General features: G+C 57.1%; 8 protein-coding genes. 7 read left to right on the top strand and 1 reads right to left on the bottom strand.

All coding sequences use genetic code 11. The features are described from left to right. Positions 1-369 precede the first annotated feature (369 nt). The 7 genes from Q6D67_RS18465 to Q6D67_RS18435 all read left to right on the top strand — a co-directional run bounded on the left by Q6D67_RS18465 (position 370) and on the right by Q6D67_RS18435 (position 13,049). Positions 370-1,575 carry an EAL domain-containing protein gene (locus Q6D67_RS18465; RefSeq protein ID WP_304707146.1) on the top strand — a complete coding sequence of 402 codons (1,206 nt, stop codon included), beginning with the start codon at positions 370-372 and terminating at the stop codon, positions 1,573-1,575. A 13-nt stretch (positions 1,576-1,588) separates the two neighbouring features. Then, positions 1,589-3,640: a sensor domain-containing diguanylate cyclase gene (locus tag Q6D67_RS18460; protein ID WP_304707145.1), complete on the top strand. Its 2,052-nt coding sequence runs from the start codon at positions 1,589-1,591 to the stop codon at positions 3,638-3,640. Between the two features lie 69 nt (positions 3,641-3,709). Next, positions 3,710-7,678: a PAS domain S-box protein gene (locus tag Q6D67_RS18455; RefSeq protein ID WP_304707144.1), complete on the top strand. Its 3,969-nt coding sequence runs from the start codon at positions 3,710-3,712 to the stop codon at positions 7,676-7,678. An 85-nt stretch (positions 7,679-7,763) separates the two neighbouring features. Beyond that, positions 7,764-8,165 carry a UrcA family protein gene (locus Q6D67_RS18450; protein WP_304707143.1) on the top strand — a complete coding sequence of 134 codons (402 nt, stop codon included), beginning with the start codon at positions 7,764-7,766 and terminating at the stop codon, positions 8,163-8,165. 45 nt (positions 8,166-8,210) lie between these two features. Beyond that, entirely contained in the window at positions 8,211-9,566 is a 1,356-nt protein-coding gene (locus Q6D67_RS18445; RefSeq protein ID WP_304707142.1) for an acetyl-CoA carboxylase biotin carboxylase subunit family protein, read from the top strand. Beyond that, positions 9,563-11,584 carry a CocE/NonD family hydrolase gene (locus Q6D67_RS18440; RefSeq protein WP_304707141.1) on the top strand — a complete coding sequence of 674 codons (2,022 nt, stop codon included), beginning with the start codon at positions 9,563-9,565 and terminating at the stop codon, positions 11,582-11,584. The genes Q6D67_RS18445 and Q6D67_RS18440 overlap by 4 nt, the downstream gene beginning before the upstream one ends. Before the next feature lie 121 nt (positions 11,585-11,705). Continuing rightward, positions 11,706-13,049: a mechanosensitive ion channel family protein gene (locus Q6D67_RS18435; RefSeq protein ID WP_304707140.1), complete on the top strand. Its 1,344-nt coding sequence runs from the start codon at positions 11,706-11,708 to the stop codon at positions 13,047-13,049. Between the two features lie 20 nt (positions 13,050-13,069). On the opposite strand, the gene Q6D67_RS18430 is transcribed toward Q6D67_RS18435, so the two are convergent. Next, positions 13,070-13,726: an NAD(P)-dependent alcohol dehydrogenase gene (locus tag Q6D67_RS18430; protein ID WP_304707139.1), complete on the bottom strand. Its 657-nt coding sequence runs from the start codon at positions 13,724-13,726 to the stop codon at positions 13,070-13,072. Positions 13,727-13,780: the final 54 nt, after the last annotated feature.

Genomic DNA, 13,780 nt, shown 5'->3' with positions numbered 1-13,780 from the left:
ATACTTCGGCGCCCTATGCAGAAAATTGCATAATAAAAATTCAGGGAGGTTTCCCGGGATCTGTCTTTGAGGGATGGTGGAACTGGCTATGCAAATCGCATCAACTTCAGACTCGACGGCTCTGGAATACTTGCCTATGCTCCCTGTCGCGCTCGGGTTGATCCACGACGTGATTTGAACCGCGCCTGACTGCCAGTCAGCCAACCCTCGAAGTCGGCGTACCTCCGGGGCGCTCTCATTTCAGCGAGCAGAAAGGTGAAAATCCGCAAGTAAAAGCCCGGTCGCTCATCCTAAAATGCTATACTTGTTCGCCTTTAGTGAACTCTCCTTGCATGATCTGCCATCCTTGGAGTCTATGGTGCCAAAGCCTTGAACACAGGCCGTGTCCTGATACTTGATGACGATCCCCCAGTTGCCCAGTTGATCGCATCCGTGGTTTCCAGTTGTGGGCTTGATTCGACCATTACCCACACCCCGGCTGCGTTCTTCGCCAGCCTGGAAGCGTCCGAGCCCGATATCATCGCTCTGGACATGCTGCTGCCGGAAATGGACGGAGTGGAAGTGATGAGGCGCCTTGCCAAGCAAGGATGTGCTTCAAAAATCATAGTGATAAGTGGCCTGGGCGGACGGGTACTGGACGCTGCAGGGCGCTCCGCGGTGGAACATGGACTGGACATCATTGGAGTCCTGAACAAACCCTTTTCTGCTGTCCAGTTGCGAGCGATGATTGCCGAGGCTGAATCAGATACCCCTGCACTTCCCCTGAAGCAGCGCCAGAGTGACTGGAGCGTGACTGAGTCATCGATTTGCGAAGCAGTTGAGAATGAGCAGTTCGTACTGGCCTATCAACCCAAAGTAAGCTGCCAGTCAGGTGAAATCTGCGGTATCGAGGCCCTGGTTCGTTGGCAACACCCCACCGAAGGACTGATTTTTCCAGACCAGTTCATTCCGCAGGCCGAGAGCTGGGGATTGATGGATATGGTCACACGCGCGATCCTGATTAGCGGTCTCAACTGGTTTCAACACGCTGCGGTCGGTGAAGGCTCACCGCTCTCGGGGTTGCCGCTGAGCATATCGTTCAATCTGTCTGCGAAGAATTTGCGCGACATCCACTTCGCTGACCACCTGCAAGGGCTGTGTCAGGACTTCGCAATTGCACCTGACAGGCTGATTCTTGAGTTGACCGAAACCAGCGCGATGGATGACCCCATGACTTCCCTTGATCTGGTGACCCGGCTGAGAATGAAAGGTTTTCATCTCTCCCTGGATGATTTTGGTATTGGGTATTCATCCATGGCGCAACTTGTTCGTTTGCCCTTCTCCGAAATCAAGGTAGACAAGAGTTTCGTGATGGCGGTTGGGCGCTCCGCGGAAGCCCGTACCGCAGTGCGATCGATCATAGACCTGGGCCACAATCTCGGCCTGAAGGCGACAGCGGAGGGGGTGGAGGACGCAGAGACTTTGAACTTTCTCCGGGAAGTGAATTGTGATCTGGCGCAAGGCTACTACATTAGTAAACCTTTATTTGGTCAGGAGCTCCTTTCATGGTTTACGCGGTATTTAACCAAAAATTGAAAGGTACGCTCCTGTGAACACATTTATTCAAGATCCAACTGCTGCGGTTGACTGGGCAGGGTATTCCTTGACCGCTCCCGGGGAAATCCAGCCTTACGGCTGCCTGCTGTGTTTCACTCGCGATTTCAAACATCTTCTGGTGGCCAGTAGCAATTGCCCGGACCTTTTGGGTCTGAATATCCATGAAGCGCTGGTTGAACCTTCGAGGAGCTTGCGCAATGTTGGCTTGGAGCAATTGCTGGAGGCATTGAGCCGTTGGGGCTGTGAGACGCAGCGGTTGGTCCAGGAGATGAACTGGAACTGCAGTGGGGACGTGCGTCCCTTCCAGATAACGGCATGGGCGATCGACGACCGGGTTGTCGTGGAATGTGAGCCACTCCCCTTGCTGTCCCAGCCTCGGGTTCTGGCTCAAACAAACACTTGGCTGCGTGAGCTGGCCGCGGCAGAAGATTCGGCGTCCTTGTTCAAGTTGCTGTCTCAAGGAGTGAGAGAGCTGACCGGGTTTGACCGAGTGTTGGTTTTCGAAATGCAGGAGGAGGGCTGTGCCACTGTCGCCGCAGAGCACATGGCAGCAGGCGTCACCTCTGTGTTGGGTAACTGGGTCCCATCCTATGAGTTCCCTCCCAGGATTCGGGAGGCTTTCGAACAAAATCCGACTCGGCTGATTGCCGACGCCGGTGCCGCATCTGTGGCCCTGGTGACATCAGGCCATCCGCTGTCGCAGATGCCTCTGGATCTTGGCCACGGCAATTTAAGGGCGATTGCTCCCGTGCACCGGCGTTCACTTATTCGTCGAGGAGTTCGGGCAGGGCTGTATCTGACGATTACCGATACGCAGGGGCTTCGTGGTCTCGTTGTATGCCATGCCAAAGACGCGACTCCGGTTTCGCCCCTGATTCGGGATGCCTGTTCGACTCTGGCGCAGATGGCATCCCAGCGTCTGGCATTTATCGAATTGCGAGCTCATACGCGTTTTGAAAGACGATTGCTGGAAAGTCGCACCTTGACAGGTGATCGTCTCAGCGGGATCAAGGAGCCAGAGCAAATTGTGGAGAGTCACGGGGCTCAGTGGCTGGATTTGCTGGGTAGTACCGGTGTGGCGTTGGTGGCGGATCGCCAGGCCACAGTGGTAGGTGCCGCGCCTGCAGCCGAAGCCCTGTTCGCCGTCAGGCGGCAGTTGATAGCCCGACATCACCGGGATGAAGCGTGGTTTACCGACAGGCTGCAGCAGTCGGTGCTGGCGGACATAGAGGGTCTGGTTCCTTTTGGCGGCTTGCTGGCTGCGCGGTTGCCCTCCACATCTCCCCCGGGGTGGCTCCTGTTTTTCCGGGAGGAAACGCCCCGTCAGTTGCATTGGGTTTCGGATCCACTGGATTCGAAGTCCTCGTACAGCGCTCTTGCGCTCAGTGATTTATCCAGTCTACCGACACCAGCGGTTGTCAGTGTTGATGGAGGTACCAGTCCCTGGTTGCCAGCGGAAATCAAGGCGGCCGCTGATTTGGCAGAGGATTTGGCGGTGGCATTGAATGCACGGCGGATATCAGGCCTGGCTGATCAGCTGGAAGAACAGCGTAGCAGGTTCGCTGCCCTGGCGAGAGTTGATGGTCTGACTGCAATTTGGAATCGTTACTACACTGACGAAGTTATTGAGAAGGAAATAGCGGCTGCGGTCCGTTATGGGCGCCCCTGCAGCGTGATCCTTTTCGATGTCGACCACTTCAAATTATTCAATGACCGCTGGGGACATGCTGTCGGTGACAAGGTGTTAAAAGCGATTGCCGACACTGTTGGCCTGACAGTCAGGGATTCCGATCATCTTGGTCGATGGGGCGGGGAAGAGTTTTTGATTATCGCTGGAAACTCGACCTTTCAAGACGCTTTTCTCCTGGCCGAAAGAGTAAGGCTAAGCGTGGCTGGCGTGCAGCTGGATAATCTGGATCCAGTGACCGTCAGCTTGGGGGTAGCTGAGTGGGCTCCCGATGATGATCGCCGAACATTGGTCGCGAAAGCCGACAGTGCCCTGTACCGCGCCAAGGCGGCTGGTCGCAATTGTGTTGCTGCATAAGCTGCTGGATACCGACATCATTTGCGTAGTGCTTTCTTGGCTCCAGTCTCATGCAAGGATATGCCGGCGATGAACACAGTCCTGAATGAATCTCTTTTCTTTGCAAAACACCCCGATGCCATGTGGATCTATGATTTGGAGTCACTGGCCTTTCTCGAGGTGAATGACGCTGCCATTGCCCGTTATGGATACACCAGGCCCGAGTTCCTCTCCATGTCAATTCGCGACATTCGCCCTGAGGAGGATATACCTGCACTTGATGCCAGGGTCAGACAGCACATGGAAGGCCTCGATCAGGCAGGCACATGGCGCCACAGAACCAAATCGGGCAGAGTGATTCACGTAGATGTATCTTCTCATGCACTTGTCTACCAGGACGTTAAGGCAAAGCTTGTATCGGTTCGAGATGTCACCAGGCTGGTAGAGATGGAGAGGGATCGGGCCCTTTCGGTCGCTCGCGAGCAGGAACTGCGGCAACAGGCAGAAGCCTCCGCTGTCCGCTTCCGCTCGCTGTTTGAGAGCTCACCGGAAAAAATGCTGGTATTGAACCCCGATGACCTCAGTATTATCGCCGCGAGTAACAACTATCTGGAGGCAACGCTCACAGCACGGGACGACATCCAGGGGAAATATATCTTCGATGTATTTCCAGACGACCCGAGCGAGCCGCTGGCGAACAGCACCAGCCACCTGCGATCTTCCCTGGATCGAGTTATGGCCACATTAGCGGTTGATGTCATGCCGCTACACCTTTATCCAATACCGCTCCCCGCTGAGCTTGGCGGGGGATTTCAGGAGCGCTACTGGAGCGTTGTCAATACGCCGGTTGCGGGTCCGGACGGCCAAGTCGTCTACATTATTCATCGAGTGGAAGATGTCACCCAAATCGTCTCCGGCACGTCTGGCAGCACGGAGGTGCCGGGTATACAGCAAAATATTGGTGATCACCGCTTTCTCGATGTTTTGCTTCGCTCCCGGGAATTGCACGCCATCAATGTCAGGCTGCGCGAGCAAGAGGCCCACCTGAACACTGCGAAACGGCTTGCGGGCCTGGGTATCTGGAAGCTGAATATCGATACGGGGTGCCTGGAAGGGTCTGAGAATCTCATTACTTTGTACGGGGTCGACCTGTCCAAACTCGAAAATAGTCTGGAGGGGTACCTGTCGGTCGTTCATCCGGATGATCGATCTGATATTCTGGTAAACATTCAGAATTATGTAGAGAAACCGTCTTCGCATTTTACCTTCGGGCATCGGATTTTTCGGCCGAGTGGCGAGATCATTTATGTTCGCGGCATAGGTGAGCTCACTTTCGTTGACGGTAATCGAATTCTTACCGGAGTGGTGCAGGACATCACAGCCGAACTGGAATCTGCAAGTCGTCTGGTAGCCGCAACCAATCTTGAAAAGATTGCGGGACAGTATGCGCATCTGGGAGGCTGGCGGGCCGACTTTGCGAGTGGAATGTTGGAGTGGTCTGACGAAACCGCAGCTATTCATGAAGTGGAGCAGAACAATCCGATTCCCGTGAGTGAGGGGATCAATTTCTACTCTGTTGAACATCGTGATCGTATAGGCGCTCTGTTCACGGCGTGCGTTGAGGAGGGCGAACCTTACGACGAAGTTTCCCAGATAATAACAGCAAAAGGCAGACGCGTATGGGTGAGAGCCATCGGGCAGCCGGAATATGATGACGCTGGCGCTATCATTGCTGTTCGAGGTGCATTTCAGGATATCACTGATCTTGTGGAAGTCCGGGAGCAGTCAGAGCAGTTGTCGCGGCAATTGCGCCAGACGCTGGAACAGACAAGTGACGCAGTATTGATGTTGAACAGGGAATTTGAGATCACCTACTTGAATCCCCAGACAGAGCGACTATTACAAAAAGCCTCTGTAGAAGCCGAAAACAGGCATATATCGGATGTCTTTGAGGAGACAGCCAGCGCACCCTTCATGGTGCACTATGAGTCTGCAGTATCCAGGCGCCAAAGCGTGCATTTCACGGAGTTTTTCGCGCCACTTGATATGTGGATTGAGGTAGATGCTTACCCTGTACCTGAAGGTTTGGCACTCTATTTTCGCGATGTCACTTCGAGGCGGAAACGGGATGAGCAACTACGTCTATTGGAGTCTGCGGTATCACACCAGAATGACATCCTGCTCATTACTGAAGCGGAATCCATTGATGAGCCATACGGTCCAAAAATTGTGTATGCGAACGATGCACTAACCAGGATCACGGGATTCACACCAGGGGAAGTCGTTGGCAAGACGCCGCGTATATTCCAGGGGCCAGGCACGCAGCGCTCAGAGCTCGCACGTATTCGATCTGCGCTGGAGAATGGTGAAGGCGTACGTGCCGAGTTGATCAACTACAGCAAATCAGGTGACGAACTGTGGCTTGAAGTGGACATTATCCCGTTAACCGATGAGCAGGGCACTACTCGCCATTTCGTTGCTGTGGAGCGTGATATCACACAGCGCAAGCTAATGGAGCAGGCCGCTCTCGTCAGCGACGAGCGTTTCAGGCTGGTGGCCAAGGCTGCCAATGACGTAATCTGGGACTGGGATCTGGTCAAGGACACACTATGGTGGAGTGAAGGTCTGGAAGAGCAGTTCGGCTACCTTCGTAGCGAAATTGAACCGGGCGGGGAGTCCTGGAGTAACCGTATTCAGGCGGAAGACAGCAGCGCGGTCTTGTCCAGCATTCATGCTGTCATTGAAGGTCAAGACACCATTTGGCAGCAAGAATACCGGTTTCTGCACGCCAATGGCAAAGCGCTGACCGTCATCGACCGCGGCTTCGTGATTCGCGACCTTTTTGGCACGGCCGTACGTATGGTGGGCAGCATGCGTGATATCACGGAATCGCGTAAAGTCGCTGGCCAGCTGCGACAGGCCCAGAAACTGGAGGCCGTCGGCCAGCTCACGGGTGGTGTTGCGCACGACTTCAATAATCTCCTTACCGTAATTCTGGGCAATGCCGAACTGCTGCAAGAGCAACTCACGGATCAGGAACAACTCCGGCTTCTCGCCGAGATGACTGTCAGCGCCGCCCAGCGAGGTGCGGAGCTGACCAATCGCCTGCTGGCATTCGCCCGACGTCAGGCGCTTGAACCTCGGCGCATCAATGTCGACAGTCTCATGGCGGGGATGGAGACATTGCTGCGCCGGACGTTAAGTGCGGATATTGATTTTCAACTGAATCACTCGGCCGAACTGTGGGCTGCAGAGATCGATCCAGGGCAACTGGAGACGGCGTTGCTTAACCTGGTGATTAATTCGCGCGATGCGATGCCCGATGGAGGACGCCTTACTCTTGAAGCCGTCAATATTGCTGTTGACGGTAGATCTGTGACAAGCCATCACGAACTGGTTCCGGGGCACTATGTACTTCTTTCGGTTTCAGACACGGGTCTTGGCATGACAGAAAAAGTTTCGACCCGGGCGTTCGAACCGTTTTTTACTACCAAGCCTCCGGGGAAAGGTAGTGGTCTCGGTTTGAGCATGGTTTATGGCTTTGTCAAACAGTCGGGCGGGCACCTACAAGTCTTTTCCGAACAGGGGGAGGGAACTACGATCAAGCTCTATTTCCCCAGGGCTGTAGCGGATGAGGGCGAGGTCTACCCGTCGGTCACGCAATCAATGACCCAGGGAGGACAAGAACACATATTGGTCGTTGAAGACGACCACCTTGTTCGCAACCATGTCATCACCCTCCTGGCAGGGTTGGGTTATCAAGTCTCAATAGCGCGCTCCGGCCAGGAGGCTATCGACATCCTTGCTTCCGCAACAGGTATCGACCTGCTGTTTACCGATGTGGTGATGTCCGGCGGTATGAACGGTCGCCAGCTGGCAGAGGCTGCGTCTGTGTTGAATCCGCGGTTAAAGGTTCTGTTCACTTCAGGCTACAACGAGGATGCCATCATTCATCATGGCCGACTGGATCCAGGGATTGATTTACTGAGCAAGCCCTATCGTCGCCAGGAGCTGGCTGCGAAAGTGCGCAAGGTATTGGAAGATCCTGGCCATATTTGAAAGAGTGGCCCTGGCGACTATGCTTGGGGGGTGAGCGAACAGAAATCCAGAATCGTAATCGAGCAATAAGCCGGGAGAAGTCATCATGAAGAAAAATATTTTGGTAGCAATTGTGCTGGCCGCCACTTTCCCCACCGCGACACTGGTTCCCGCCGCGTCCGCCCTGGCCGAGGACAAGCGGGTAATAGAGGAGATCCTGGTGGTGGCGCCGCGCATCACCAGGGAACGGGAGGAGCGCGTTGGCGCCACACAGGTACTTACGGTCGAGAGGGATGAAGCGGTTAACCTGGAGGACCTGGACCTGAGCCGCACCGTCGATGTGAGAAAGCTGGAGCAGCGTATCGCCGAAGCTGCCAGGCGGATATGTGAGGAACTGGCCAATGAGTATCCTTTTGGCGAGCCGAGCACTCCTGTCTGCATTCGCCGCGCCATAGAAGACGCCATGGCGCAAGTGGATGAGGCGGTGGATGAGGCAATCCGCCGCTAAAGCCGTGGGTAAACCGGCAACCGGCACCGTTGCCCGGACATTGCCTTGGATCTGTATTCTGCTGCACTGCAGACACTGCGCGGTATCACGGGAGGCATCATGCAGAACATCTTCATCGTTGGCCTCGACGACTTCAACCGGCGTGAGCTGGAGTCGATTCGTCAGGCAGGCGAGTGCAGCTTCATCGACCTCCTGGGCTATGATGCCGTAGTTCGGCCCCGGGAGGGCCGAATCGACTTTGACGCGCTTCTGCGCCAGGCCAGAGTTGAGCTCGACGATTTCTCGGGGACCATCGATGCCATCGCCACCTTCTGGGACTTCCCGTCGAGCTCGTTGGCGCCGGTGCTGCGCAACGAGCGCGGTCTGCCCGGACCGTCCAACGAGGCGGTGGCCCGATGCGAGCACAAATACTGGTCGCGACTCGAGCAGCAGAGCGTGGTGCCGGCGCTGGTTCCGGAGTTTTGCGCCGTGGATCCGTTCGACGACGCTTCTGTCACTGCCATCACGCTCGACTACCCGTTCTGGATCAAGCCAATCAAGGCGCACTCCTCTTATCTCGGCTTCAAAATCCACAATGCGGACGAGCTGCGCCGCCACATACAGAGGATTCGCGACGGCATCGCCCTGTTCGGCGTCCCGTTCGATCAATATCTTCGGCACTTGACGGTGCCGGCCGTCCTCGCCGGCATCGGCGGCCACTGGTGCATCGCCGAGGCCATGATCTCCACCGGCCAGCAGTGCACGCTGGAGGGCTATGTGCACCGGGGGGAGGTTGCGGTCTACGGTGTCGTCGACTCCATCCGTTCCGGCAAGCATCGATCCAGCTTCGCGCGTTATCAGTATCCCTCCCGGCTACCCAGGCGCACGCAGAGCAGCATGATCGAAGCGGCCGCCCGGGTGATGACCCATATCGGCTATGACAACGCGCCGTTCAACATGGAGTTCTACTGGAACCACCGCACCGGGGACATCCGCCTGCTGGAGATCAACGCCAGAATCTCGAAGTCCCACTGCCCGTTGTTCCGCCTGGTGGACGGCGCTTCTCACCAGGAGGTCATGGTCGACCTGGCGCTCGGTCAACGTCCGGAGTTTCCCCACCGTCAGGGTGATTTCAGGGTTGCCGGCAAGTTCATGGTCCGCGTACACGAGGATGGTATCGTCCGTGGCATGCCGACGGCGGTTGAGATCGCCCGGGTTCAGGAACGGTTCCCCGAGGCCCGGATCCATCCACTGGCCACGGAGGGCACTGCCCTCAAACACCTGCCCTACCAGGACAGCTACAGCTTCGAGCTGGCCGAGATCTTCCTGGGGGCCGACAGCCAGAAGCAGCTCCTGGAAAAGTACAATACCTGCCTGGAGCTGCTGACTTTCGATGTGGAACCCCGGCCGGACGCCGCGTGAAGACCGTTACCGAACTACCGTTCGCAGTCGAGGAGCTCGAGAATATCTGGATCCCGATGGCGGACGGGGCCCGTCTGGCGGCGCGGATCTGGATGCCGGAAAACGCCCGCTCCACGCCGGTCCCGGGGATCATCGAATACATTCCATACCGTAAACGCTTCGGCACCGCCGGCCGGGATACTATCAGCCATCCTTTCATGGCCGGCCACGGCTATGCCTGTGTGCGGGTAGATCTGCGCGGCAGCGGCGAATCCGATGGGGTGCTCACTGACGAGTATCTCCCCCAGGAACTCGACGACGGCTGCGAAGTGATCCGCTGGCTCGTCGAGCAACCCTGGTGCGACGGCAACGTGGGCATGATGGGCATCTCCTGGGGCGGTTTCAACGGCCTGCAAATCGCCGCCATGCGGCCGCCCGCACTGAAGGCCGTGATCAGCCTGTGCTCCACCGACGACCGCTACGCCGATGACGTGCACCACATGGGCGGCTGCATGCTGGGGGACAACCTCTCCTGGTCCTCTGTCATGTTCGACTACAACGCGCTGCCCCCGGACCCGGCGCTGGTCGGGGAGCGCTGGCGCGACATGTGGCTCGCGCGTCTCGAAGGCAGCGGGCTGTGGCTGGCGCAATGGCTGCATCATCAGCGCCGTGATGCTTACTGGAAGCATGGTTCCATCTGCGAGGACTTCGATGCTGTGCGCTGTCCGGTGTATGCGATCAGTGGGTGGGCTGACGGTTATTCCAATGCCGTGTTCCGCCTGTTGGCGAACCTCCCTGGTCCCTGCAAAGGGCTGATCGGCCCCTGGAGCCACGCTTATCCGCACATCGCCCAGCCGGGTCCGGCCATCGATTTTCTCGGCGAGGCTCTCCGCTGGTGGGATTACTGGCTCAAGGACATCGACACCGGCATCATGGCAGAGCCCGCACTGCGAGTGTGGATGCAGGACAGCGTACCGCCGACTACCAGCTACGTAGAACGTCCCGGTCGCTGGGTCGCCGAGCCCGCCTGGCCGTCGCCGACCATCGAACCACGCCGCTATGCGCTTTCTCATCACCATCTGGTGCCGGAGGGGACCAAAGTGCCGGCTCATGAGCTCAAGCTGCAATCGCCGCTCACGGTGGGATTGTTTGCCGGCAAGTGGTGCTCTTATGCCGCCGGGCCGGACCTGGCCCACGACCAGCGCCGCGAGGACGGCGGTGCGCTGGTGTTTCAGACGTCTCCACTGTACGAAGACGTGGAAATCATGGGCCCGGTGGTCGCCGAGCTCACGGTGTCTGCCGACAAACCCGTCGCCCTGCTGGCCCTGCGACTTTCAGACGTGCAGCCCGATGACAAAGTGACGCGGGTTACCTACGGCCTGCTGAACCTCACGCATCGCGTGGGCAGCGCCGAGCCAGAGCCCCTGGAACCGGGTAAACGCTATTGCGTACGCGTCACGCTCAACGACGTGGCGCATCGGTTTCCACGCGGACATCGACTGCGCCTGTCGGTATCCACATCCTACTGGCCGCTGGCCTGGCCGTCGCCCGAACCCGTGCAGATCACGCTCTACAACGCTGAATCCGGCATCCTGGTGCCGGTGCGTCCACCCCGGGCGGAAGACCAGACGCTACGACCATTTGGCGAACCCAGGGGCACGCCACCTCCAGCCATGCGAACGGTGCAGGCGCCACGACGCAATTGGCTGGTGCACATGGATCTAGCCGAGGACACTGCGCTGCTCGAGGTGATCGACGATGCGGGCACCTACGTGCTGGAAGATATCGGCCTGGAAGTAAGCCAGAGTGCCCGGGAGTGGTACAGCAGCGTAGCCGACGACGTGAACACCGTGCGCGGCGAGACACTACGCAAGCGCAGCCTGGGCCGCGGCGACTGGCAGATCCATATCGAGACACGAACGGTAGTCACTTCCACTCCGACACACTTCCACATTGTCGCCGCCCTGGATGCCTATGAGGGTGACAAACGGATTTTCAGCCAAAACTGGGACGAGCGCATAGCGCGCGATCTCGTCTGAAACTTCCGAAGGTCGGGCCGAAGAGCGCTGTCGACCGGCCTGGCGGAGCTCATTGGTAAGCTGGATAAATCAGGCAAACCGGGATTCCCATCGCCCCGGCCATCATTTAACCTGTGACGTAATGTTTGAAAATCCGAAATTACAGCAGTTGGCCAGCCGCATCCTGAATTGGTTTGCGGAGGAAGTCTGGGCGCCCAGCACTTTCTACCAGGCGATCATGATCATGTTCGCCCTTGCTTTCGGCATGCTCGTTTACAGTGCCGTACGCGACCGTTTAAGCGGTTCGATTGATAGGTCCGACATGCCTGTCCGGGTGAAACTCGCCCTTAACAATTTGCAAAGTCTTGTCGTACCCCTGGTGATGCTGGGCGCGTTGTTCTTCATCACCTTATTCGCTTCTTCCGAATACCTGTTGTTGCGTGTCTCATTGGCCACCGGAGTAATGAAACTACTGCTGGCCTTTATGGCCATTCGTATTGCAATGCAGTTTATCTCCAATGTTGTGGCGCGTGATTTCTTTGCGCTTACGATGTTATCGATCGCAGCACTCAGCATCTTTGGCATTCTGGATGAGGCTGCAGTTGCACTTGATACGGTGGCGTTCAGCATGGGCAGTTTTCATGTTTCCGCCCTGGCAGTGATCAAAAGTATTTTATCCCTTGTTGTGTTGCTTTACCTGGCAACTTTTATTTCCACTTTTGCCGAGCGCCGAGTTCTAAAAAGCAAGAGCCTTACCCGCTCTTCACAGGTACTGTTTGCGAAGATAGTCCGCATTGTCCTTGTAACCTTTGCCCTGCTGATTGGGGTGACGAGCGCCGGTATTGATTTATCCGTCTTTGCTGTCTTTTCCGGTGCGGTAGGCCTGGGCATTGGTTTTGGTCTGCAGAAGGTTATCTCCAACCTGTTTAGCGGCCTTTTGCTGCTGATGGATAAATCGATCAAGCCCGGGGATGTGATCGAGCTGGAAGAGAGCGCGACCTTTGGCTCGGTCGAGCATATGGGGGCGCGCTATACGGAGATTATTACGCGTAGTAATAAATCCTTTCTGATTCCCAACGAGGATTTCATTACCCAAAGGGTTATTAACTGGTCGCACGGCAATCGCCTGATCCGTATCCAGGTGGAGTTCGGAGTGCACTATGATTCCGATCCCCATGAGGTCATCGAGGTCGCGGTCGCAGCTGCCAAACGCCCGCCGCGTGTGGTGGCAACCCCGGAGCCCTTGTGCCTGCTCATGGAGTTTGGCGATAGCTCGCTCGATTTTGTCCTTCGCTTTTGGATTACAGACGCCGAAAAAGGCGTCAGCAATGTTCAGGGGCAAGTCATGCTGTTCCTGTGGGATGCGTTCAAGGAGAACGGAATCAAAATCCCCTATCCACATCGGGAGGTTTATATGCATCCTGCTCCCACCCGTTCCGGATCAGGGGGAAAAAACCCCGGAGAAAATTCCGGCGTTGCGGATTGATGTAAAGCCGATAGTGGCCACTACGGCAGCACATTAATAACCACCTTGCCGCGCGTGCGCCCCTGTTCCTGATAGCGAATGGCGTCGGCCACTTCAGCCAGCGGAAACCGGCGGTCGATAGCGGAAGTGAGCTGGCCGGCCTCGGCGTAGCGGCTTAACTCGGCCAGGTCGTCGGCAGTGACGCTCGCCAGCATCGGTTCCAATCGCTGCGATACGAAGGGCGAGCGGAGAATTGCGTGCAGCGGTCGAGCCAGCGGACCCCACCAGGGGTTGATCTCCATGGAACCCACCAGCACCAGGACCCCGTCGGGCTCGGTTACCTCAAGCATGGCCGACAGCGGGTGGTTGCCGACCATGTCGATGATCGCATGGTAGCGGGTGTCACCTTCAGTGTAGTCTTCCTGCGTGTAGTCAATCACGTGGTCGGCACCGAGGGTGCGCACCAGTTCCGCGTTGCGGCCGCTACATACCGCGGTGACCGTCGCGCCCATCGCCTTGGCGAGTTGCACTGCATAGCTGCCGACGCCGCCGGAAGCGCCGTTGATCAGCACGTGCTGACCAGGCTGTAGCCGGGCCTTGTCGCGCAGTGCCTGCAGGGCAGTGATCGCCGCCACCGGCATCGCGGCTGCCTCCTCGAAGCTGAGGCTTGCCGGCTTCAATGCGGTGTCTGTCAACATAGTTGCCCGGTCATTCATGCAAAATGTTTCGCGGCTATTTCATGATCCGCAGCT

Source organism: Haliea sp. E1-2-M8 (assembly GCF_030649675.1).
In the GTDB taxonomy this organism is placed as follows: domain Bacteria; phylum Pseudomonadota; class Gammaproteobacteria; order Pseudomonadales; family Halieaceae; genus Haliea.
The sequence above is the reverse complement of the archived record's forward strand: the minus strand, read 5'-3'. Positions and strand labels throughout refer to the sequence as shown.